26 protein-coding genes are annotated in these 21634 nt (G+C 67.6%); 23 read left to right on the top strand and 3 right to left on the bottom strand.

Translation table 11 applies throughout. The features are described from left to right. The first annotated feature begins 32 nt into the window (after window positions 1-32). The 6 genes from VHAB30_RS20305 (at window position 33) to VHAB30_RS20280 (ending at window position 4068) form a co-directional block, all read left to right on the top strand. The gene (locus tag VHAB30_RS20305; RefSeq protein WP_159278429.1) at window positions 33-896 is read left to right on the top strand and encodes an ABC transporter ATP-binding protein; all 864 of its coding nucleotides are present in this window, start codon (window positions 33-35) and stop codon (window positions 894-896) included. Further along, window positions 893-1675 carry a lipid asymmetry maintenance ABC transporter permease subunit MlaE gene (gene mlaE, locus VHAB30_RS20300; protein ID WP_062471733.1) on the top strand — a complete coding sequence of 261 codons (783 nt, stop codon included), beginning with the start codon at window positions 893-895 and terminating at the stop codon, window positions 1673-1675. Before VHAB30_RS20305 ends, mlaE begins: the two co-directional genes overlap by 4 nt. 41 nt (window positions 1676-1716) lie before the next feature. Next, a complete protein-coding gene (mlaD, locus tag VHAB30_RS20295) occupies window positions 1717-2205 on the top strand; it encodes an outer membrane lipid asymmetry maintenance protein MlaD (protein WP_062471729.1) in 489 nt (162 codons plus the stop codon). Beyond that, window positions 2202-2951, top strand: coding sequence for an MlaA family lipoprotein (locus VHAB30_RS20290; RefSeq protein WP_070059937.1), 750 nt, complete (start codon window positions 2202-2204; stop codon window positions 2949-2951). The genes mlaD and VHAB30_RS20290 overlap by 4 nt, the downstream gene beginning before the upstream one ends. 166 nt (window positions 2952-3117) lie before the next feature. Further along, window positions 3118-3780 (top strand): MlaC/ttg2D family ABC transporter substrate-binding protein, encoded by a 663-nt coding sequence (locus VHAB30_RS20285; protein WP_062471721.1) that lies wholly within the window; start codon window positions 3118-3120, stop codon window positions 3778-3780. A gap of 12 nt (window positions 3781-3792) precedes the next feature. Then, the gene (locus VHAB30_RS20280) at window positions 3793-4068 is read left to right on the top strand and encodes an STAS domain-containing protein (RefSeq protein ID WP_062471718.1); all 276 of its coding nucleotides are present in this window, start codon (window positions 3793-3795) and stop codon (window positions 4066-4068) included. Between the two features lie 10 nt (window positions 4069-4078). Here VHAB30_RS20280 and VHAB30_RS20275 read toward each other — a convergent pair whose 3' ends face one another. Further along, on the bottom strand, window positions 4079-5437 hold the full coding sequence (locus VHAB30_RS20275) for a serine hydrolase domain-containing protein (protein ID WP_235926870.1): 1359 nt from the start codon (window positions 5435-5437) through the stop codon (window positions 4079-4081). Between the two features lie 407 nt (window positions 5438-5844). Here VHAB30_RS20275 and VHAB30_RS20270 point away from each other — a divergent pair, with 407 nt between their 5' ends. The 13 genes from VHAB30_RS20270 to VHAB30_RS20210 all read left to right on the top strand — a co-directional run bounded on the left by VHAB30_RS20270 (window position 5845) and on the right by VHAB30_RS20210 (window position 16782). Further along, window positions 5845-6792, top strand: coding sequence for an ABC transporter ATP-binding protein (locus tag VHAB30_RS20270; RefSeq protein ID WP_070059934.1), 948 nt, complete (start codon window positions 5845-5847; stop codon window positions 6790-6792). Then, the gene (locus tag VHAB30_RS20265; RefSeq protein WP_070059933.1) at window positions 6789-7553 is read left to right on the top strand and encodes an ABC transporter permease; all 765 of its coding nucleotides are present in this window, start codon (window positions 6789-6791) and stop codon (window positions 7551-7553) included. The genes VHAB30_RS20270 and VHAB30_RS20265 overlap by 4 nt, the downstream gene beginning before the upstream one ends. A 19-nt stretch (window positions 7554-7572) precedes the next feature. Beyond that, window positions 7573-7815 carry a BolA family protein gene (locus tag VHAB30_RS20260; protein ID WP_062471708.1) on the top strand — a complete coding sequence of 81 codons (243 nt, stop codon included), beginning with the start codon at window positions 7573-7575 and terminating at the stop codon, window positions 7813-7815. Between the two features lie 42 nt (window positions 7816-7857). Then, window positions 7858-9147, top strand: coding sequence for a UDP-N-acetylglucosamine 1-carboxyvinyltransferase (murA, locus tag VHAB30_RS20255; protein WP_062471705.1), 1290 nt, complete (start codon window positions 7858-7860; stop codon window positions 9145-9147). Beyond that, entirely contained in the window at window positions 9144-9785 is a 642-nt protein-coding gene (hisG, locus tag VHAB30_RS20250; RefSeq protein WP_062471702.1) for an ATP phosphoribosyltransferase, read from the top strand. Before murA ends, hisG begins: the two co-directional genes overlap by 4 nt. 11 nt (window positions 9786-9796) lie before the next feature. Further along, the gene (hisD, locus tag VHAB30_RS20245) at window positions 9797-11119 is read left to right on the top strand and encodes a histidinol dehydrogenase (protein ID WP_095949880.1); all 1323 of its coding nucleotides are present in this window, start codon (window positions 9797-9799) and stop codon (window positions 11117-11119) included. A gap of 37 nt (window positions 11120-11156) precedes the next feature. After that, complete coding sequence (locus VHAB30_RS20240; RefSeq protein ID WP_095949881.1) at window positions 11157-11984, top strand: hypothetical protein; 828 nt, start codon at window positions 11157-11159, stop codon at window positions 11982-11984. A gap of 12 nt (window positions 11985-11996) precedes the next feature. Next, window positions 11997-12377, top strand: a complete 381-nt coding sequence (locus VHAB30_RS20235) for a hypothetical protein (RefSeq protein WP_159278427.1) — start codon at window positions 11997-11999, stop codon at window positions 12375-12377. Next, window positions 12374-13489, top strand: coding sequence for a histidinol-phosphate transaminase (gene hisC / locus VHAB30_RS20230; RefSeq protein ID WP_159278426.1), 1116 nt, complete (start codon window positions 12374-12376; stop codon window positions 13487-13489). Before VHAB30_RS20235 ends, hisC begins: the two co-directional genes overlap by 4 nt. Further along, entirely contained in the window at window positions 13486-14103 is a 618-nt protein-coding gene (hisB, locus tag VHAB30_RS20225; RefSeq protein WP_062471688.1) for an imidazoleglycerol-phosphate dehydratase HisB, read from the top strand. Before hisC ends, hisB begins: the two co-directional genes overlap by 4 nt. A gap of 19 nt (window positions 14104-14122) precedes the next feature. Continuing rightward, window positions 14123-14782 (top strand): imidazole glycerol phosphate synthase subunit HisH, encoded by a 660-nt coding sequence (gene hisH, locus VHAB30_RS20220; RefSeq protein ID WP_062471685.1) that lies wholly within the window; start codon window positions 14123-14125, stop codon window positions 14780-14782. A gap of 63 nt (window positions 14783-14845) precedes the next feature. Further along, window positions 14846-15589 (top strand): 1-(5-phosphoribosyl)-5-[(5-phosphoribosylamino)methylideneamino]imidazole-4-carboxamide isomerase, encoded by a 744-nt coding sequence (gene hisA, locus VHAB30_RS20215; protein WP_159278425.1) that lies wholly within the window; start codon window positions 14846-14848, stop codon window positions 15587-15589. Between the two features lie 20 nt (window positions 15590-15609). Further along, the gene (locus tag VHAB30_RS20210) at window positions 15610-16782 is read left to right on the top strand and encodes an AAA family ATPase (protein WP_159278424.1); all 1173 of its coding nucleotides are present in this window, start codon (window positions 15610-15612) and stop codon (window positions 16780-16782) included. Between the two features lie 19 nt (window positions 16783-16801). Here the strand turns inward: VHAB30_RS20210 and VHAB30_RS20205 are convergent, their stop codons facing one another. Together VHAB30_RS20205 and VHAB30_RS20200 are read right to left on the bottom strand one after the other, a co-directional pair. Further along, window positions 16802-17716, bottom strand: coding sequence for an amino acid ABC transporter substrate-binding protein (locus VHAB30_RS20205; protein ID WP_159278423.1), 915 nt, complete (start codon window positions 17714-17716; stop codon window positions 16802-16804). An 11-nt stretch (window positions 17717-17727) separates the two neighbouring features. Then, window positions 17728-19035, bottom strand: coding sequence for a dicarboxylate/amino acid:cation symporter (locus VHAB30_RS20200; RefSeq protein WP_070059926.1), 1308 nt, complete (start codon window positions 19033-19035; stop codon window positions 17728-17730). A gap of 105 nt (window positions 19036-19140) precedes the next feature. Between VHAB30_RS20200 and VHAB30_RS20195 the strand changes: the two genes are divergently transcribed. Genes VHAB30_RS20195 through VHAB30_RS20180 form a run of 4 tightly spaced genes read left to right on the top strand, consistent with a single transcriptional unit; the run spans window position 19141 to window position 21627 of the window. Beyond that, complete coding sequence (locus VHAB30_RS20195; protein ID WP_308789337.1) at window positions 19141-20001, top strand: D-hexose-6-phosphate mutarotase; 861 nt, start codon at window positions 19141-19143, stop codon at window positions 19999-20001. 22 nt (window positions 20002-20023) lie between these two features. After that, a complete protein-coding gene (hisF, locus tag VHAB30_RS20190; protein ID WP_056572731.1) occupies window positions 20024-20809 on the top strand; it encodes an imidazole glycerol phosphate synthase subunit HisF in 786 nt (261 codons plus the stop codon). Between the two features lie 42 nt (window positions 20810-20851). Next, on the top strand, window positions 20852-21241 hold the full coding sequence (hisI, locus tag VHAB30_RS20185) for a phosphoribosyl-AMP cyclohydrolase (RefSeq protein ID WP_095743771.1): 390 nt from the start codon (window positions 20852-20854) through the stop codon (window positions 21239-21241). Beyond that, window positions 21238-21627, top strand: coding sequence for a phosphoribosyl-ATP diphosphatase (locus VHAB30_RS20180; RefSeq protein ID WP_139701050.1), 390 nt, complete (start codon window positions 21238-21240; stop codon window positions 21625-21627). Before hisI ends, VHAB30_RS20180 begins: the two co-directional genes overlap by 4 nt. The last annotated feature ends 7 nt before the right edge of the window (window positions 21628-21634 follow it).

Below are 21634 nucleotides of genomic sequence, written 5' to 3'. Positions count from 1 at the left end.
CCCGTTATCATCCGCGGAAACCGCATGCCGGGATGCCTGAGAAGGCGCCCGGCTTTTTTATTGAGATGGACCCAGCCACACCCACGTCTTCCTCCTTCGTCGAATTCCGCGATGTCACGTTCGGCTACGGCGCGCGCGCGATCCTCGACGGCGTGTCGTTTTCCGTGCCGCGCGGCAAGGTGACGGCGTTGATGGGGGCATCGGGTGGCGGCAAGACCACCGTGCTGCGCCTCATCGGCGGCCAGCAGCGCGCCCAACGCGGCGAGGTGCTGTTCGACGGGAGGGATGTCGGCCACTTCGATGTCGCGACGCTGTATGCGGCGCGGCGCCGCATGGGCATGCTGTTCCAGTTCGGCGCGCTGTTCACCGACATCAGCGTGTTCGACAACGTGGCCTTTCCGCTGCGCGAGCACACGCAGCTGTCGGAAGCGCTGGTGCGCGACATCGTGCTCATGAAGCTGGACGCCGTCGGGCTGCGCGGCGCGCGCGACCTGATGCCCAGCGAGGTGTCGGGCGGCATGGCGCGGCGCGTGGCGCTGGCGCGCGCGATCGCGCTCGACCCCGACCTCGTGATGTACGACGAACCCTTCGCGGGGCTCGACCCGATCTCGCTGGGCACGGCCGCGCGGCTGATCCGCCAGCTCAACGATGCGCTCGGCCTCACCAGCATCATCGTGTCGCACGACCTCGAGGAAACCTTCCGCATCGCCGATCACGTGATCATCCTGGCCAATGGCGGCATCGCCGCGCAGGGGCGGCCCGACGAGGTGCGCGAAAGCGCCGATCCGCTGGTGCATCAGTTCGTCAACGCACTGCCTGACGGGCCGGTGCGCTTCCATTACCCCGGTGTCAGCATCGAAGACGACTTCGGCAACGGCGAAGGAGGGCGCTCATGACCTGGTGGAAGCCCGCCGACGTCGGCTTTGCCGTGCGCAGCCAATTGGCCGACATGGGCCATGCGGCCAAGCTGTTCCTGCGCCTGCTCGGCCCGGGCGCGCAGATCATGCGGCGCTTCGGGCTGGTGCGCGACCAGATCCATTTCCTGGGCAACTACTCGCTCGCCATCATCGGCGTGTCGGGCCTGTTCGTGGGCTTCGTGCTCGGGCTGCAGATGTACTACGCGCTGCAGCGCTACGGCTCGTCCGAGGCGCTCGGCCTGCTGGTGGCGCTGAGCCTCGTGCGCGAACTCGGTCCCGTGGTGGCGGCCCTGCTGTTCACCGGCCGGGCCGGCACCTCGCTGACGGCCGAGATCGGCCTCATGAAAGCCAACGAGCAGTTGAGCGCCATGGAAATGATGGCGGTCGATCCGGTGCAGCGCATCCTCGCGCCGCGCTTCTGGGCCGGCGTCATCACCATGCCGCTGCTGGCGGCCGTGTTCAGCGCGGTCGGCATCATGGGCGGCTATGTCGTGGGCGTGCTGATGCTGGGCGTCGACCCGGGCGCGTTCTGGGGCCAGATGCAGGGCGGCGTCGATGTCTGGCGCGACGTCGGCAACGGCGTCATCAAGAGCATCGTGTTCGGTTTCACCGTGACCTTCGTCGCGTTGCTGCAGGGCTTCGAGGCCCAGCCGACGCCCGAGGGCGTGTCGCGCGCCACCACGCGCACCGTTGTGATGGCGTCGCTGGCGGTCTTGGGGCTCGATTTCTTGCTCACCGCCATGATGTTCAGTATCTAAAGGGGCCTCGGCTCCATCGTTCTAGACAGAGAGTGCAAACCATGCAACGTTCCACCAACGACATCTGGGTCGGCCTGTTCGTGCTGATCGGCGGCGCCGCATTGCTGTTCCTGGCGCTGCAGTCGGCCAACCTGCTGAGCCTGAACTTCCAGAAGACCTACACGGTCACCGCGCGTTTCGACAACATCGGCGGGCTCAAGCCCCAGACCGCGGTCAAGAGCGCTGGCGTGGTGGTCGGTCGTGTGGAATCCATCGCGTTCAACGACAAGGCCTTTCAGGCCGATGTGACGCTGGCGCTGCAAAACCGTTACAGTTTTCCCAAGGACAGCTCGCTCAAGATCCTGACCAGTGGCCTGCTCGGCGAGCAGTACATCGGCATCGAGGCGGGCGCCGAGGAAAAGAACCTGCAAGCCGGCGACACCATCACCGCGACCCAATCGGCCGTGGTGCTGGAGAACCTGATCAGCCAGTTCCTGTACAGCAAGGCCGCCGAGGGGAATACGGCGCCGGGAACAGCCAACAAGAAATGACCACACGACTTTTTTCGTCGACTGCTATTAAAAGTGTAGCTAGCTCCGCCCGTTGGGCCACCGCCACCGTCGGTTTCGCCCTCGTGGCCGGATGCGCCACCGGATCCGGCGCAAGCCCGACCGACCCCTTCGAGCCGTACAACCGCGGCATGACGCGCTTCAACGACACCGTCGACGAGGCCGTGCTGGAGCCCGTGGCCACTGCCTACCAGAACGTGGTGCCCTCGCTGGTGCGCCAGGGCGTGACCAACTTCTTCAGCAACCTCGGTGACATCTGGAGCCTGGCCAACAACGTGGCCCAGCTCAAGCTGCAGAACAGCGCCGAGACCTTCATGCGGCTGAACGTCAACACCTTCTTCGGCTTGGGCGGCCTGCTCGACGTCGCTTCCGAGGCGCGCCTGCCGCGCCACGAGGAAGACTTCGGCCAGACGCTGGGCTACTGGGGCGTGGGCGCCGGCCCGTACGTCGTGCTGCCGCTGCTCGGCCCCTCGACGCTGCGCGACACGATCGCCCGGCCGCTCGACATGTACGGCGACGCGCAGGGTCACATCCACGACATCGCCTGGCGCAATTCGCTGGCAGGCCTGCGTGTCGTGGACACCCGCTCGCGCTACCTGGGTGCCACCCGCCTGCTCGACGAAGCCGCGCTCGACAAGTACTCGTTCACGCGCGATGCGTTCCTGCAGCGCCGCCGCAACCAGGTTTACGACGGCAACCCGCCGGACGACGACAACGCCGGCAAGTGACGGCAAAAGGGGGCGGACGGGGTGGCCCTGCTTGCATCCGGTTGCAAGGCTTCACCTCCGCTTCAGGAACCCGGTCGGCCTGACGCCTGTCGAAACCGTTCCTGTCTCAGCACGGGGCCATTGGCTGCACCATGCAGGGAAGACAATTCAACCTGAGGGACTCACCATGAACAACAAGATCTTGCTGCAACGACGCGACCTGGGCCGCCTGGCATTGGCCGGCGCGCTGCTGTTCGGCGCCGCCACCGCTTTCGTGCACCAGAGCGCATTCGCGGCCGACGAAGCCCCCGACGCGCTCGTCAAGCGCCTGTCGACCGACGTGCTCGAGACCATCAAGGCCGATTCGTCGATCAAGGCCGGTGACATCAACAAGATCATGCTGCTGGTCGACAGCAAGATCATGCCCAACGTCAACTTCCAGCGCATGACCGCCTCGGCCGTCGGCCCGGCCTGGCGCCAGGCCACGCCCGAGCAGCAAAAGCGCCTGCAGGACGAGTTCAAGACCCTGCTCGTGCGCACCTACGCCGGCGCGCTCGACCAGGTGAGTGACCAGACCGTCACCATCCGCCCGTTCCGCGGCGCGCCCACCGACACCGACGTGCTCGTGCGTACCGAGGTGAAGGGCCGCGGCGATCCGGTGCAACTGGACTACCGCCTCGAAAAGACGCCGGGGCAGGGCGCCGGCTGGAAGGTCTACAACCTGAATGTGCTGGGCGTGTGGCTGGTCGACACCTACCGCACCCAGTTCGCGCAGGAAATCAACAAGAGCGGCATCGATGGCCTGATTGCCGCGCTGGCCGCGCGCAACAAGGGCAACGGCAAGGGCTGACGGGCGCACGCCATGCTGGTCCTTCCCTCCCGACTCACCCACGACGAGGCTCCTGCCTGCATGCGCATGCTGCAGCAGGGGCTCAAGGGCCAGACCGATTCGTCGTCCACCGTGGTCGACGCCACGGCACTGGCCCAGTTCGATTCCTCCGCGCTGGCGGTGCTGCTCGAGTGCCGGCGCGAATCCAGCGCGCTGGGCCGGGGGTTCTCAGTCAAGGGCCTGTCGCCGCGCCTGCGCGAGCTGGCCGCGCTGTACGGCATCGCGGGCCTTCTGCCCGCTGCACCCTGACCCCCGCACCCTAGCGCGTGCGTGGCACTGCTGCGGTCAGCAGCGTGAGTGCCTTGTTCAGGGTCGAGGTCGCGAATCGTTCTCCCTTGGAGTGGCCGATGCGCACGACGACGAGATCGTGCGACGGAATCACGAGCACGAACTGGCCCCCTGCGCCGAGCATGTAGTAGGCCGTCGTCGGTGCCGCCAGTGCCCCCGTTCCATTGATCCAGAAGAATCCCCCGTAGATGGGGCGCTGGTCTGCGGCCCAGGCCGGTGCGGCCGTGCTCACGAAATTGACGAACCCCTCGGGAAGAATGCGCTCCCCGTTCCACACGCCGTCCTGCAGGTAGAGATTGGCCAGCCGGGCCCAATCGCGGGCCGGCATGAAGTCGTAGCCTTGCGTGAGGAAGTTGCCGTAGGGATCGGTCTCGATCACCATGGAGCGGATGCCGATCTTGTCGAAGATGGCGCGCTGCGGGAACGAGAGGTACTCTTCGCCGCGCTTCTCGACCGCAAGGCGGACCAGGTAGTTGGCAAGCACCGGATCGGTGTTGCGGTAGCGGCCCACCGTGTTGGGTGGCCATTGCTGCGGTCGGGTCGCGGCGTAGTTGAAGGCGTTGATCCGCCCCGTGTAGTAGTAGATGTGATCGGGGTAGGTGCCGTTGGGGTCAAAGTCCGGATCGTCCGGGGCCTTGATGCGCAGCCCGCTGGACATGCGCAGGATGTCGGCCATGCGGATCTGCTGGCGGCCGTCGCCGGCACCTTGCCATTCGGGAATCGGCGCGGGCTGGTCGAGCTTGTACACGCCCTGCTTGATCAGCACGCCCATCATCGTGGCCACGACGCTCTTGCCCATCGACCATGATTCGAGCGGCGTTGTCGCGCTGATGCCGCTCATGTAGCGCTCGCCGATGAGCCGCCCCTTGTGCGTGACCACGAAGGCTGCGGTGTAGGCCTCCGTGGTTTCGAAGGCGGCGCTGAGGGCCTGGTTCACCTTGGCCATGTCGACGTCGGCGGGCGGCGGGTCGTTCGGCAGCACATCGCCCATGGGCCAGGGCACGGTCGTGGGGTCGGCCAGCGCGCTCTTGACATTGACGGGGGTGAAGAAAACGTCGTCCTTGCCGGGCGGCAGCGTGATGCAGCCCTGCGATCCGAAGTGGCGAGCCACCAGCGTCGGACCGCCGTTGGGCATCGTGATCCGCACCTCTTTCTTGGTGCGGTCGACGACCGGCGCCCCTACCTTCTTGCGCTGTTCGTACGGCCCCGTGAAGTACCCGATGGTTTCGGCGGCGACTGCAGGATCGAGTCCGGTGATGAAGACCGCCGAGCACATGGCCTTGGCATAGCCGGACGTGTTGTGCTCCAGCACATCGCCGGGTGGCGGCACGTAGGGCGTGTCCAGCTCCAGGCACTTGGCGCGCGCAATGAGTGCATCGCGGGCTGGCAGCTGGACCGAACCGGCAGATGAAGTGCAAGGTTGGGCGGTGCCGCCCCCTGCGCCAGCGCCTGCGCCGCCGCCGACAAGGGCGATGCCGCCACCTCCGCCTCCACCACCTCCACCTCCTCCCCCGCAAGCAGTCAGCACCATCGCCAGGAGCAGGGCGGCAACGGTTGGGAGGGGGCTGCGGGTCAAACACTTCATTGGCGTTCCTCGCGATGGGCGGTTGCGGTGCGCAAAATCGGCACCGGCGGGATTGTGGGTGAACTCCGGGCCGATGCCTAGCGCGGCCGGCTCCCCGCGTTCACCCCTGAACAGCGCCGAAAAACCCATCGCCCGTAAAATCGCGGGCTCCCATGCCCGCGATCTCATTCCAGTCGGTCTCCAAGACCTACCCTCCCTCCCGTCAGCAACGCGCCCAAGGCAAGCAGGGGCTGCGTGCGGTCGACGAGGTTTCCTTCCAGATCGAGCCGGGCGAGTTCTTCGGCCTGCTCGGCCCCAACGGCGCGGGCAAGACCACCCTCATCAGCATGCTGGCGGGCCTGTCGCGGCCCACGGCGGGCGCGATCAGCGTGCATGGCTTCGACGTGCAGCGTGACTACGCCGAAGCCCGGCGCCAGCTCGGCATCGTGCCGCAGGAGCTGGTGTTCGACCCCTTCTTCAACGTGCGCGAGTCGCTGCGCATCCAGTCGGGCTACTTCGGCATCAAGAACAACGAGGCCTGGATCGACGAGCTGCTGCAGAGCCTGGGCCTGGCCGACAAGGCCACCGCCAACATGCGCCAGCTCTCGGGCGGCATGAAGCGCCGCGTGCTGGTGGCGCAGGCGCTGGTGCACAAGCCGCCGGTCATCGTGCTCGACGAGCCCACGGCCGGTGTCGACGTCGAATTGCGCCAGACGCTCTGGCAGTTCGTCGCCAAGCTCAACAAGCAGGGCAGCACCGTGCTGCTCACCACCCATTACCTCGAAGAGGCCGAGGCGCTGTGCAGCCGCATCGCGATGCTCAAGCTCGGCAAGGTGATCGCCCTGGACCGCACCAGCGAGCTGCTGAAGTCGGCCGCGAGCAATGTGCTGCGCTTCAAGACCGACGCCATGCTGCCCTGGGCCATCGCCCAGCACGCGCGCATCACCGGGCGCATCGTGCAGCTGCCGGCGCAGAACGCGCATGAAGTCGAACAACTGCTGGCCGCGATCCGCGAAGCCGGCGTCGCGGTGGAAGACGTGGAAATGCGCAAGGCCGACCTGGAAGACGTGTTCATCGACCTGATGGCGGGCGAGCAGACGCCGCTGGAGGTGTCGCGATGATGGCGGTCACTGGGTGGCGCGCGCTGCTTTACAAGGAAACGCTGCGCTTCTGGAAGGTCGGCTTCCAGACCGTCGGCGCGCCGGTGCTCACCGCGCTGCTGTACCTCATGGTGTTCGGCCATGTGCTCGAAGGCCGCGTGACGGTCTACGGCACCGTGGGCTACACCGCTTTCCTGATTCCCGGCCTCGTGATGATGAGCGTGCTGCAGAACGCGTTCGCGAACAGCTCGTCCTCGATCATCCAGAGCAAGATCATGGGCAACCTCGTGTTCGTGCTGCTCACGCCGCTGTCGCACTGGGGCTGGTTCTTCGCCTACGTGGGCTCCTCGGTGATCCGCGGGCTGGCGGTGGGCGTGGGCGTGTTCGCCGTGACCGTCTTCTTCGCCGTGCCGAGCTTCGTGGCGCCGGTGTGGATCCTGGTGTTCGCGCTGCTGGGCTCGGCCATGCTGGGCACGCTGGGCCTCATCGCCGGGCTCTGGGCCGAGAAGTTCGACCAGATGGCCGTGTTCCAGAACTTCCTGATCATGCCCATGACCTTCCTGTCGGGCGTGTTCTATTCGATCGGCTCGCTGCCGCCGTTCTGGCAGAGCGTGAGCCACCTGAACCCCTTTTTCTACATGATCGACGGCTTCCGCTACGGCTTCTTCGGGGTGAGCGACGCTTCGCCCTGGCTGAGCTTCGGCATCGTCGGTTCCGCCTGGCTGGTGGTGAGCGCGATTGCCGTTCACCTCCTGCGCATCGGCTACAAAATCCGCGGCTGAACCCGCCTTCCAAGACCCCATGACCGCTGACGAACTCCAAGCCATCATCGCTGCCCATCTGCCGTGCGAGCACATCACGCTCGAGGGCGACGGCCGACATTGGTACGCGACCATCGTCTCGGCCGAATTCGAGGGCAAGCGCGCCATCCAGCGCCACCAGCGGGTCTACGCCACCCTCGGTGCGAAAATGCACACCGACGAGGTGCATGCGCTCTCGATGAAGACCTACACGCCGGCCGAATGGGCCGCCGTGGACAAATGACTTTCCGGCCCCTGCGGGCCTCCTGATTTCGCTGGATCCTTCATGGACAAACTTCTGATTCGCGGCGGGCGTGAGCTTCGCGGCGAAGTGCTCATTTCCGGCGCCAAGAACGCCGCGCTGCCCGAGCTGTGCGCGGCGCTGCTGACCGACCAGCCCGTGGTGCTGCACAACGTGCCGCGCCTGCAGGACGTGTCGACCATGCTCAAGCTGGTGCGCAACATGGGCGTGACGGCCGAGGCCGACGACAACGGCACCGTGCGCCTGAACGCCGGCGAGCTCGGCAACCCCGAGGCCCCCTACGAACTCGTGAAGACCATGCGCGCCTCGGTGCTGGCGCTGGGCCCGCTGCTGGCGCGCTTCGGCCACGCCAAGGTGTCGCTGCCGGGCGGCTGCGCCATCGGCTCGCGGCCGGTCGACCAGCACATCAAGGGCCTGCAGGCGATGGGCGCCGAGATCGTGGTCGAGCACGGCTACATGGTCGCGCGCCTGCCCGAGGGCCGCACGCGGCTGAAGGGCGCGCGCATCCTGACCGACATGGTCACCGTCACCGGCACCGAGAACTTCCTCATGGCCGCCGCGCTGGCCGAGGGCGAGACGCTGCTCGAGAACGCCGCGCAGGAGCCCGAGATCGTCGACCTGGCCGAGATGCTGATCCGCATGGGCGCGAAGATCGAAGGCCACGGCACCAGCCACATCCGCATCCAGGGCGTCGAGAAGCTGCACGGCTGCGAACACGCCGTGGTGGCCGACCGCATCGAGGCCGGCACCTTCCTGTGCGCCGTGGCGGCCACGGGCGGCGAGGCCTTCCTGCGCCACGCGCGCGGCGACCACCTCGACGCCGTGATCGACAAGCTGCGCGACGCCGGCTGCACCGTCGTGACCGAGCCCGACGGCATCCGCATCGGCTCGCAGGGCCCCGCGTACGACCACCTGAAGGCGCAAAGCTTCAGCACCACCGAATACCCCGGCTTCCCGACCGACATGCAGGCCCAGTTCATGGCCCTGAACGTGATCGCGCGCGGCGCCTCGATGGTCACCGAGACCATCTTCGAGAACCGCTTCATGCACGTGAACGAGATGGTGCGCCTGGGCGCGCGCATCCACGTCGAAGGCAAGGTCGCGATGGTCGAGGGCGTGCAGCAGCTCTCGGGCGCCACCGTGATGGCCACCGACCTGCGCGCCTCCGCCAGCCTCGTCATCGCCGGCCTTGTGGCCGAGGGCGAGACGCTGGTCGACCGCATCTACCACCTCGACCGGGGTTACGACCGCATGGAATCGAAACTGCGCGGCCTCGGTGCCGACATTGAACGCGTGACGGGAGCCGCCGCATGATCACTTTGGCTCTTTCCAAAGGCCGCATCTTCGAAGAGACGATGCCCCTGCTGGCCGCCGCCGGCATCGAGGTCACCGAAGACCCCGAGAAATCGCGCAAGCTCATCCTCGACACCACCCGCCCCGACGTGCGCGTGGTGCTGGTGCGCGCCTCCGACGTGCCCACCTACGTGCAGTACGGCGGCGCCGACCTGGGCGTGACCGGCCTGGACGTGCTGCTAGAGCACGGCAACCAGGGCCTGTACCAGCCGCTGGACCTGCGCATCGCGGCCTGCCGCCTCAGCGTGGCCGTGCGCGCCGACTACGACTACGCCTCGGCCGTGAAGCAGGGCTCGCGCCTGCGCGTGGCCACCAAGTACGTGGGCCTGGCGCGCGACTTCTTCGCCAGCAAGGGCGTGCACGTCGACCTGATCAAGCTCTACGGCAGCATGGAACTGGCGCCGCTCACGGGCCTGGCCGACGCCATCGTCGACCTGGTCTCGACCGGCAACACGCTCAAGGCCAACCACCTCGTCGAGGTGGAGCGCATCATGGACATCAGCGCCCGGCTGGTCGTCAACCAGGCCGCGCTCAAGCTCAAGCGCGAACCCATCCGCCGCATCATCGACGCCTTCGCGTCCGCCATTCCCTCCGCCTGAACCTCAAACCCATGACTCTGCAAGCAGCCCCCGCCCGACTGTCCACGAACTCAGCCAGCTTCGACGCTGAATTCAAGGCGCGGCTGCATTGGTCCGCGGACGCGGACGCGGCGATCGAGAAGGTGGTGGCAGACATCCTGGCCGACGTGCAAAAGCGCGGCGACGAGGCGGTGCTGGAGTACACCAACCGCTTCGACAAGCTCGATGCGAAGACGCTGCCCGAGCTCGAACTCACGCAGGCCGAACTGAAGGCCGCCTTCGAGGCGCTCCCCGCTGTGCAGCGCGACGCGCTCGAAGCTGCCGCGCGCCGCGTGCGCAGCTACCACGAGGCGCAGAAGAAAGCCTCGGGCGAAAGCTGGAGCTACCGCGACGCCGACGGTACGCTGCTCGGCCAGAAGGTGACGCCGCTGGACCGCGTGGGCATCTATGTGCCGGGCGGCAAGGCCGCGTATCCGTCGAGCGTGCTGATGAACGCCATTCCCGCGCACGTCGCCGGCGTGGGCGAAATCATCATGGTCGTGCCCACGCCGAAGGGCGAGAAGAACCAGCTCGTGCTCGCCGCCGCCTACGTGGCGGGCGTCACGCGCGGCTTCACCGTCGGCGGTGCGCAGGCCGTGGCCGCGCTGGCCTACGGCACGGCCACCATCCCGGCCTGCGACAAGATCACCGGCCCCGGCAACGCCTACGTGGCCGCCGCCAAGCGCCGCGTGTTCGGCACCGTGGGCATCGACATGATCGCGGGCCCGAGCGAAATCCTGGTGCTGGCCGACGGCTCCACGCCGCCCGACTGGGTGGCCATGGACCTGTTCAGCCAGGCCGAGCACGACGAGCTGGCCCAGAGCATCCTGCTGTGCCCCGACGCCGCCTACATCGACCGCGTGCAGGCCGAGATCGACCGCCTGCTGCCGACCATGCCGCGCGCCGAGATCATCGCCGCCTCGCTCAACGGCCGCGGCGCGCTGATCCACACGAAGAGCATGGAAGAGGCCTGCGAGATCAGCAACCGCATCGCCCCCGAACACCTGGAAGTCAGCAGCAGCGAACCGCACCGCTGGGAACCGCTGCTGCGCCACGCCGGCGCGATCTTCCTGGGCAACTTCACCAGCGAGAGCCTGGGCGATTACTGCGCCGGCCCGAACCACGTGCTGCCGACGAGCGGCACGGCGCGCTTCTCGAGCCCGCTGGGCGTGTACGACTTCCAGAAGCGCTCCAGCCTCATCGAGGTGAGCGAGGCCGGCGCGCAGGTGCTGGGCCCGATCGCCGTCACGCTGGCCGAAGGCGAGGGCCTGCAGGCGCACGCCGAAGCCGCGCGCATGCGCCTGCGTAAGATCTGAGGCTCCAACAACCCCGCTTCAGGGAGGAGCACGCCAGATGATTCAACGCCTCTATCGCTCGCGATTTTTCCGCTTCGCCACCGGCCTCGTTGCCGGTGCCGCCTTGCTGGCCGCCTGCACCCAGATGCCGCAGAACCGCGCCGAGACGACGGCGATGGCGGCCACGTCCAGTGCTGCAAAGCCCGCACCGGCGCCGGCCCAGCTCGGCACGCAATGGGGCGAAGGCATCGAGTCGAAGACCCGCACCGTCGCCGCCAAGCGCCTGTCCGACCAGCCCGACGACGTGGCCTCGATCGGCTACAACGACGCGGCCAGCGTGCGCCGCGATGCGGGCAGCAACCCCGAGCGCCGGCTGAACCTGCAGCTGGCCCAGGGCGACATCGAATGGTCGGTGCTCGACGAGAACGACCGCCCGTTGCCGTTGCAGCGCGCACGTCGAAGCGGCAATGACATGTTCCGCCTCGCCGGCGTCGAAGGCGCGCGCTACACGCTGCGCTTTCGCAACCTCAGCGACCGCAGCTACGAGGTGATCGCCACCGTCGACGGCCTGGACGTGCTCAACGGCAAGCCCGGCAGCCTGCGCAATGGCGGCTACGTGCTGCGCCCGCAGCAGACGCTCAACATCGAGGGCTTCCGCAAGAGCCAGAGCGAAGTGGCCGCCTTCCGTTTCGCCACGCCGGGCCGTGCCTACGCCGCGAACACCGAGGCCGGCGATGTGCGCAACATCGGCGTGATCGGCGCCGCGCTGTTCGAGCTCGAAGAGCCGAACGCACCGCGCCGCACCCGCCGCGACGCCTCGCCGTCGCAGCCCAGCGCCTTTCCGGCCGACGGCGCGTACGCCCCGCCGCCGCGCTACCGCAAGTAAGCCAGCGAGGCCATGCAACGCGCCGCCGTCCTGCTGTTGCCGCGCCTGCCGGCGCTGCTGCTCGCCCTGGCGGCCGGTGCGATCGGCGTCGGCGCGCAGGCAATGAGCATCCGCGAGCTGCGCACGCTCGAAGCCAGCGAGAAGGACGGCAAGGCCTACGCAAGCTACTACCTCGTCGGCGTGCTCGAAGGCCTGCGCGAGGGCGTTGAGTCGTCGCAGCGCAACGGCCAGGTGCCGCCGTTCTGCATCGAGGGCCGCCGCCTCGAACCCTCGATGGCCCGCTCGCTCTACCAGACCGAGCTGAGCCGCAACGCCGACAGCTACGAAGCCGACATGCCCGTGCAACTGGTCATGGCCGGCGCCCTCCGCAACAGCTACCGCTGCACCCGATGACCGTTTCCGATTCTTCCGCCTCCACCTCCGCTTCGGATACCCGCCTGCCGCTCGACCGCATCCGCGCCGACGTGCGCGCCATGCATGCCTACGCGGTGCAGGACGCGCGCGGCTTCCTCAAGCTCGACGCGATGGAGAACCCCTACGGCCTGCCGCCCGCGCTGCAGGCCGAACTGGGCGCGCGCCTGGGCGCGCTGGCGCTCAACCGCTACCCCGGCGACCGTGGCGCCGACCTGCAGCGCGCGCTGGCCGCCCATGCGGGCCTGCCCGAAGGCTTCGGGCTGATGCTGGGCAACGGCTCGGACGAACTGATCTCGCTGCTGGGCATCGCCTGCGACCAGCCCGGCGCCGCCGTGCTCGCGCCCGTGCCCGGTTTCGTCATGTACGCGATGAGCGCCCAGCTGCAGGGCCTGCGCTTCGTCGGCGTGCCGCTCACGGCCGATTTCGAGCTCGACGAGGCCGCCATGCTGGCCGCCATCGCGCGCGAGAAGCCGGCCATCGTCTACCTCGCCTACCCGAACAACCCGACCGCCAACCTCTGGGACGACGCCGTCATCGAGAAGATCGTGCAGGCCCAGGGCGCGCAGGGCGGCCTGGTGGTGATCGACGAGGCCTACCAGCCCTTCGCCGCCCGCAGCTACATCGACCGGCTCGCGAACCACCGCCACGTGCTGCTGATGCGCACCCTGAGCAAGTTCGGCCTGGCCGGCATCCGCCTGGGCTACCTCATGGGCCCTGCCGCGCTGGTCGCCGAGATCGACAAGGTGCGCCCGCCCTACAACATCAGCGTGCTCAACTGCGAGGCCGCGCTGTTCGCGCTGGAACACGCGGCCGTGTTCGAGGCCCAGGCGCGTCAGATCCGCGAAGGGCGCGACCAGCTCATGGCCGCGCTGGCCCGGCTGCCGGGCGTGAAGACCTGGCCCAGCGACGCCAACATGATCCTGCTGCGCGTGCCCGATGCCACCCGTACCTTCGAGGGCATGAAGGCCCGCGGGGTGCTGGTGAAGAACGTTTCTAAAATGCATGAACTGCTCGCCAACTGCCTGCGCCTCACCGTCGGAACGGCCGACGAGAACACGCAGATGCTGGCGGCGCTCGAAGCCTCACTATGACAACCCCCACGACCCCGGGCAGCACCGATCGCATCGCGACGGTCACCCGTCACACCGCCGAGACGAAGATCACGGTCAGCGTCAACCTCGACGGCACCGGCAAGGCCAAGCTCTCCACGGGCATCGGCTTTTTCGATCACATGCTCGACCAGATCGCCCGCCACGGGCTGATCGACCTGGACATCGACTGCGAGGGCGACCTGCACATCGACGGCCACCACACCGTGGAAGACGTGGGCATCACGCTCGGCCAGGCCGTGGCCAAGGCCATCGGTGACAAGAAGGGCATCCGCCGCTACGGCCATGCCTACGTGCCGCTGGACGAGGCGCTGAGCCGTGTCGTCATCGACTTCTCGGGTCGCCCGGGCCTCGTGATGCACGTGCCCTTCACCAGCGGGATGATCGGCACCTTCGACAGCCAGCTCACCTACGAGTTCTTCCAGGGCTTCGTGAACCACGCCTTCGTCACGCTGCACATCGACAACCTGAAGGGCGTGAACGCGCACCACCAGTGCGAGACCGTGTTCAAGGCCTTCGCGCGCGCCATGCGCGGCGCGCTGGAACTCGATCCGCGCTCCGTCGGCGTCATTCCTTCGACCAAGGGTTCGCTCTGAAATCCCTCAGCGAACAGCTATGAAATCTGTAGCAAAGAATTCCGTCGCGGTCGTCGACTACGGCATGGGCAACCTGCACTCCGTGTCGCAGGCCGTGCGCCATGCGGCCGACCAGGTGGGCGTGGAGGTGTTCGTCACCTCCGACCCGGACGTGGTGCGCCAGGCCACCCGCGTGGTGCTGCCGGGGCAGGGCGCCATGCCCGACTGCATGCGCGAGCTGCGCGACTCGGGCCTGCTCGAATCGGTGCTCGAAGCCGCGGCCAGCAAGCCGCTCTTCGGCGTGTGCGTGGGCATGCAGATGCTGCTGTCGCGCAGCGACGAAGGCCCGACCGACGGCCTGGGGCTCATTCCCGGCGAGGTCGTCAAGTTCGACCTGGCCGGTCGCCTGCAGCCCGACGGCAGCCGCTTCAAGGTGCCGCAGATGGGCTGGAACCAGGTGCGCCAGGCCCAGCCGCACGCGGTGTGGGCGGGCATTCCCGACCAGAGCTACTTCTATTTCGTGCACAGCTTCTACGCATGTCCGGCGGATGCCCGGCACAGCGTGGGCGAGGCCGATTACGGGGCATGCTTTACCGCGGCCATCGCACGCGATAACATTTTTGCAACCCAGTTCCACCCGGAGAAGAGTGCGGACCATGGGCTGCAGCTGTATCGCAACTTCCTCCACTGGAATCCCTGACCTTATATTCCCGCCCGGGCCGCACCGTTGGCAGCCCGGCTTTCGCACACTCGCGTCACTTCCATGCTCCTCATTCCCGCCATTGATCTCAAAGACGGCCACTGCGTTCGCCTCAAGCAGGGCGACATGGACCAATCCACGGTCTTCAGCGAAGACCCCGCCGCCATGGCCCGCAAATGGGTCCAGGCCGGCGCCCGTCGGCTGCACCTGGTCGACCTGAATGGCGCCTTCGCCGGCAAGCCGCAGAACCACGCAGCGATCAAGGCGATCCTGAAGGAAGTCGGCGAGGACATCCCCGTGCAGCTCGGCGGCGGCATCCGTGACCTCGACACCATCGAGCGCTACATCGACGACGGCCTGCGCTACGTGATCATCGGCACCGCCGCGGTCAAGAACCCCGGCTTCCTGAAGGACGCCTGCAGCGCCTTCGGCGGCCACATCATCGTGGGGCTCGATGCCAAGGACGGCAAGGTCGCCACCGACGGCTGGAGCAAGCTCACGGGCCACGAAGTGGCCGACCTGGGCAAGAAGTTCGAGGACTACGGCGTCGAATCGATCATCTACACCGACATCGGCCGCGACGGCATGCTCTCGGGCATCAACATCGACGCCACCGTCAAGCTCGCGCAGGCGCTGACCATCCCCGTGATCGCCTCGGGGGGCCTCTCGAACATGGCCGACATCGACCAGCTCTGCGCGGTCGAGTCCGAAGGCGTCGAGGGCGTGATCTGCGGCCGCGCCATCTACTCGGGCGACCTCGACTTCGCCGCCGCCCAGGCGCGCGCGGACGAGCTGGCCGGCGCCTGACGCCTTTGCCGTAGCGGCGCGTGCTCTCCGCGCTCGCCATCGCCAATTACCGCTCGCTGCGCCAGCTGACGGTGCCGCTGGGCCGCCTCACGGTGGTCACGGGCGCCAACGGCAGCGGCAAGTCGAGCGTGTACCGCGCGATGCGGCTGCTGGCCGACATCGCCAACGGCGGCGTGATCCGCTCGCTGGTGCGCGAGGGCGGGCTGTCTTCCACGCTGTGGGCCGGGCCCGAGCGCTTTTCGGCGGCCATGCTGCGCGGCGAACAGCCGGTGCAGGGCACTACGCGCAGCGAGCCGGTGGCGCTGAAGCTGGGCTTCGCCGGCGCCAAGGCCGACGATTTCGGCTACGCCATCGACATCGGCCTGCCGCCGCCGATCCCGTCCTCGGCCTTCTCGCACGACCCGCAGATCAAGCACGAGGCGATCTGGAGCGGCCCGCTGCTGCGTCCCTCCACGCACCTGGTCGACCGCAAGGGCGCCGCGCTGCGCCTGCGCGACGGCAAGGGCTGGCAGGCCGTCGGCCGGCCGATTCCCGCCTTCGCCAGCATGATGACCGAGCACGCCGACCCGCGCGACGCGCCCGAGATGCTCACGCTGCGCGAGCAGATGCGCTCCTGGCGCTTCTACGACCACTTCCGCTCGGACGCCGACGCCCCGGCGCGCCAGCCGCAGCTGGGTACCTACACGCCCGTGCTCGCCAACGACGGCGCCGACCTGGCCGCCGCCCTGCAGACCATTCGCGAGATCGGCGACGGCGAGGCGCTCGATAGCGCCGTGGACGACGCCTTTCCGGGCGCCCGCGTCGAGGTGCAGGCGAACGGCGACCGCTTCGAGACACTGATGCACCAGCACGGCCTGCTGCGGCCCCTGACGGCCGCCGAACTGTCGGATGGCACCCTGCGCTACCTGCTGTGGATCGCGGCGCTGCTGACGCCCCGTCCGCCCGCGCTGCTGGTGCTCAACGAGCCCGAGACCAGCCTGCACCCCGACCTGCTGCCCGCGCTGGGCCGCCTCATCGCGCAGGCCGCGCGGTCGTCGCAGGTGATCGTGGTGTCGCATGCGGCGCGCCTGATCGCCGCCCTGGACGACAGCGAAGGCCTGCAGCCGGTGGTGCTCGAAAAGCGCTTCGGCGAGACCCGCATCGCGAACCTCGACATGAGCGAGATCCCGCGCTGGGATTGGCCGACGCGCTAGGGACGAAGGGCAGACGGGCCTACTCGGCCTTCACCGCCATCGTCTGGATGATCGTTTCCAGCTGCGCGCTCATCGGCAGGTTGAGGCTTTCCCCCGAAGGCAGCTTGCGCATGAACCAGCGCTTGTACTGGCGGTGGATCTCGCCGTCTTCCGCCAGCACCTGGAAGGTGTCGACCACCACCTTGTTGAGCTGCGGGTCGCCCTTGCGGTACATGACCGCGTACGGGTCGTAGGAGAGGAAGTCGCCCACCACCTCGTACTGCGCCTTGGCGGCGTCGCGGGCGATCAGGCCGTAGAGCAGCACGTCGTCGGTGGCGAAGGCGTCGGCCTGGCCTTCTTTCACGAGCGCGAACGACTCGGCATGGTCGCGCGCCACCTTCAGCTCGATGTTGAGCTTGAACTTCTGCGACAGGTCGCGCAGCGTCTTCTCGTTGGTGGTGCCCGCCGTCACCGCCACCTTCTTGCCGGCCAGGTCGCGGAACGACTGGATCGGCGCGCCCTTCTTCACCAGCACCTTGGTGCCCGAGACGAACATGGTCGGCGAGAAGGCCACGCGCTTCTGGCGCTCCAGGTTGCTGGTGGTGGAGCCGCACTCCAGGTCGACCTGGCCGCTCACGACCGCGTCGATGCGCGAGTCGGAGGTGACGGGCACCCACTTGATCGTGAGACTCTTGTTGACCGTGTCCTCGATGGCCGTGACGAGCGCGCGGCACAGCTCGATGGAATAGCCGATCGGCTCCTTGCGCGCATTGAGGTACGAAAAAGGCACCGAGGCCTCGCGGTGGCCGATGGCGATGGTGCCGCTCTCGCGCACCTTGGCCAGCGTGCCGGTGAGGAGCTCCTGCGCCTGCGCAGGGCCGGCCGGCAAGGCCAGGACCACGGCCGCCAGCAGCCATGCGGCGGCAGCGGAGGGCAGCGTGGCGATGCGCGTCATGGCGTGGCGCCTCACGCGTGCGCCGGATGGGCGAGGGTGGCGGCGGCTTCCTCGTCGAGCACCTTGGCGTTGGCCTCGGCATCGCTCTCGGACAGCAGCTCGCCCTCCCACTTGGCGACCACGGCCGTGGCGATGGAATTGCCCACCGCGTTGGTGGCCGAGCGGCCCATGTCCAGGAAGGTGTCCACGCCCAGGATCAGCAGCAGGCCGGCCTCGGGAATGTCGAAGTGGTTCAGCGTGGCGGCGATCACCACCAGCGAGGCGCGCGGCACGCCGGCCATGCCCTTGGAGGTGAGCATCAGGATCAGCAGCATGGTGATCTGCGTGCTGATCGGCATGTGGATGTCGTAAGCCTGTGCGATGAACAGCACGGCGAAGGTGCAGTACATCATCGAGCCGTCGAGGTTGAACGAGTAGCCCATCGGCATCACGAAGCTGGAGATCTTGCGCTTCACGCCGAAACGGTCGAGCGCCTGCAGGATCTTCGGGTAGGCGGCTTCGGAGCTCGCCGTAGCGAACGACAGCAGGAACGCCTCCTTGATGAGCACCAGCAGCTTGAACACGCGCGGTCCGAGGAACAGCAGGCCGGCCATGATGAGCACGCCCCACAGCACGAACAGGCCCAGGTAGAAGTCGCGCATGAACACGGCGAACTTGACGAGAATGCCCAGCCCGTTCACGGCCACGGTGGCGGCCATGGCCGCCAGCACCGCCAGCGGCGCGAGCTTCATGACGTAGCCCGTGATCTTGAGCATGGCGTGCGACAGCTCCTCGATGGCGGCCACCAGCGTCTTGGCCTTGTCGCCGAGCGAGGCCAGCGCCACGCCGAAGAACATCGAGAACACCACGATCTGCAGGATCTCGTTGTTGGCCATCGCCTCCACGAACGACTTGGGCACCGTGTGGCTCACGAAGTCCTTGAAGGTGAACTTGTTGGTCGCCAGGTTGGCCGAGGCGCCGATGTCGGGCAGCGGCAGGCCCAGGTTCTCGCCGGGCTTGAGCAGGTTGGCCATGACCAGGCCGATCACCAGCGAGATCAGCGAGGCCGTGAGGAACCAGCCGATGGCCTTGCCGAACACGCGGCCCACCGACTTGGCGTCGCCCATGTGCGCGATGCCCACCACCAGCGTGGAGAACACCAGCGGGCCGATCAGCATCTTGATCAGGCGCAGGAAGACGTCGGAGACGATGGAGACGTAGTCCGCGATCTCCTTGGCGGCCTTCTTGTCGGGAAAGCTGGTGAAGATCATGTAACCGACGATGATGCCGAGCACCATGGCGATCAGGATCCAGGCGGCCATGGGCAGCTTTTTCTTCATGCGTATCCCCTTTGTCGTGTGAGAGTGGTTCTTTTCGAGTGCACGGGACCGACCCGGCACAGGGTATCCAAGAAAGGCGGATGCACGCAATGGCCCGCTGTCAGGATGCGGCGGCTGCCTACAATTCCTCACATGGATATCCGCTCGATCGAGTTTCGAGGCCAGCCGGCGTTGCACGCCGTGGCGGCCGATGGCAGCACGCTGACGGTGGCGCTGCATGGCGCCCAGGTGCTTTCCTGGGCCCCGGCCCGCGGTGGGGAGCGACTGTATCTGAGTCCGAAGGCCGTTTTTGACGGCCAAACTGCCATCCGCGGCGGCATTCCCCTGTGCTGCCCCCAGTTCAACCAGCGCGGCATGCTCCCCAAGCATGGCTTCATGCGCAATCTGCCTTGGATTCGCGAGGAATCGGGCGCGCCCGACACGCTGCGGCTGGTGCTGCGCGACAACGACGCCACCCGCCGGCTCTGGCCGCATGCCTTCGAGGCGCGGATGGACGCCACGCTCGCCGCCGGCCGGCTGCGCACAGCGCTCACCCTGGCCAACACCGGCGACGTGCCCTGGCCGTTTTCGGCCGCGCTGCACACCTACCTGCGCGTGGACGACATCGCCGCCGTGCGCCTCGAAGGCCTGCAGGGCGCCGCCCGCTGGGACGCGGTGCGTGACGTGCGCCAGACCGAAACCGCTGCCGCGCTGCAGTTCGACGCCGAGTTCGACAGCGTCTACACGGCCCCGGCGCAGCCGCTGCGGCTGGTCCAGCCCGGCGGCACGCTCGAAATCACCCAGAGCGAAACCTGCACCGAAACTGTGGTCTGGAACCCCGGTGCCGTGCTCGGTGCGACACTCGCGGACATGCCCGCAGAGGGCTTTCGCCACATGCTGTGCGTCGAGGCGGCCCGCATCGACGAACCCGTCGTGCTGGCGCCCGGCGCCCAATGGCAGGGCTGGCAACAGCTTTGCGTTCTCTGATTTCTCCCTGGTTCACCACCCCATGCTTGCCAAACGCATCATTCCCTGCCTCGACGTCACCGGCGGCCGCGTCGTCAAGGGCGTCAACTTCCTCGAGCTGCGCGATGCCGGCGACCCGGTCGAGATCGCCGCGCGCTACAACGCGCAGGGCGCCGACGAACTCACCTTTCTGGACATCACGGCCACCAGCGACGGTCGCGACCTGATCCTGCCGATCATCGAAGCGGTGGCCTCGCAGGTCTTCATTCCGCTGACCGTGGGCGGCGGTGTGCGCACCGTGGCCGACGTGCGTCGGCTGCTCAACGCGGGCGCCGACAAGACCAGCTTCAACTCGGCCGCCATCGCCGATCCGCAGGTGATCAGCGACGCGGCCCAGAAGTACGGCTCGCAGTGCATCGTGGTCGCCATCGACGCCAAGCGCCGCAGCCCCGAAGACGCCGCCACGCGCGGCGCGGGCTGGGACGTCTACAGCCACGGCGGGCGCAAGAATACCGGCCTGGACGTGGTGCAGTGGGCGACCGAGATGGCGCGCCGCGGCGCGGGCGAGATCCTGCTCACCAGCATGGACCGCGACGGCACCAAGAGCGGCTTCGACCTGGCCCTGACGCGCGCCGTGAGCGACGCGGTCAACGTGCCCGTGATCGCCTCGGGCGGCGTCGGCAACCTCGACGACCTGGCCGACGGCATCCAGAAGGGCGGCGCCGACGCGGTGCTGGCCGCGAGCATCTTCCACTACGGCGAGCACACCGTGGGCGAGGCCAAGGCGCGCATGGCCGAGCGCGGGATTCCCGTGCGCATCGACGCCTGAGCGGGACCGGAAGGGTCTTTTCCTATCCTCGACAATATCCCCATGAATTGGCTCGATGAAGTGAAGTGGGACGCGAACGGGTTGGTGCCCGTGATCGCCCAGGAACAAGGCACGAACGACGTGCTCATGTTCGCGTGGATGAACCGCGAGGCGCTCGAGAAGACCGCCGAGCTGGGCCGCGCGGTGTATTTCAGCCGCTCGCGCAGCAAGCTGTGGTTCAAGGGCGAGGAGTCGGGCCACGTGCAGACCGTGCACGAGATCCGCCTGGACTGCGACAACGACGTGGTGCTGCTCAAGGTGACCCAGCTGGGTCACGAGCCCGGCATCGCCTGCCACACCGGCCGCCACAGCTGCTTCTTCAGCAAGTACGAGAAGGGCCAGTGGACCGTGGTCGAACCGGTCTTGAAAGACCCGGAGTCGATCTACAAATGAGCGCCACAGTGAACGATTCGAACACCTCCGACGCGCTCGCCCGCCTGGCCGCGGTGCTCGAGAGCCGCCTGCCCGCGAACGGTGGCGACCCCGAGAAGAGCTACGTCGCCCGGCTGCTGCATAAGGGCCCCGACGCCTTCCTCAAGAAGATCGGCGAGGAAGCCACCGAGGTCGTGATGGCCGCCAAGGATGCCGATCACGGCGGCGACCGCTCGAAAATAGTGAACGAAGTGGCCGACCTGTGGTTCCACACCATGGTGGCGCTGGCCCACTACGGTTTCTCGCCGGCCGACGTCGTCGCGGAGCTCGAGCGCCGCGAGGGCACCAGTGGCATCGAGGAAAAAGCCCTGCGCAAGGTGCAGGCCCGCGAAGCTTCCAACGACTGAATGATCG

Source organism: Variovorax boronicumulans, assembly GCF_009811375.1.
GTDB classification, from domain to species: domain Bacteria; phylum Pseudomonadota; class Gammaproteobacteria; order Burkholderiales; family Burkholderiaceae_C; genus Variovorax; species Variovorax boronicumulans.
Note: the sequence above shows the minus strand (reverse complement) of the source record. Positions and strands in the feature narration are given on the sequence as shown.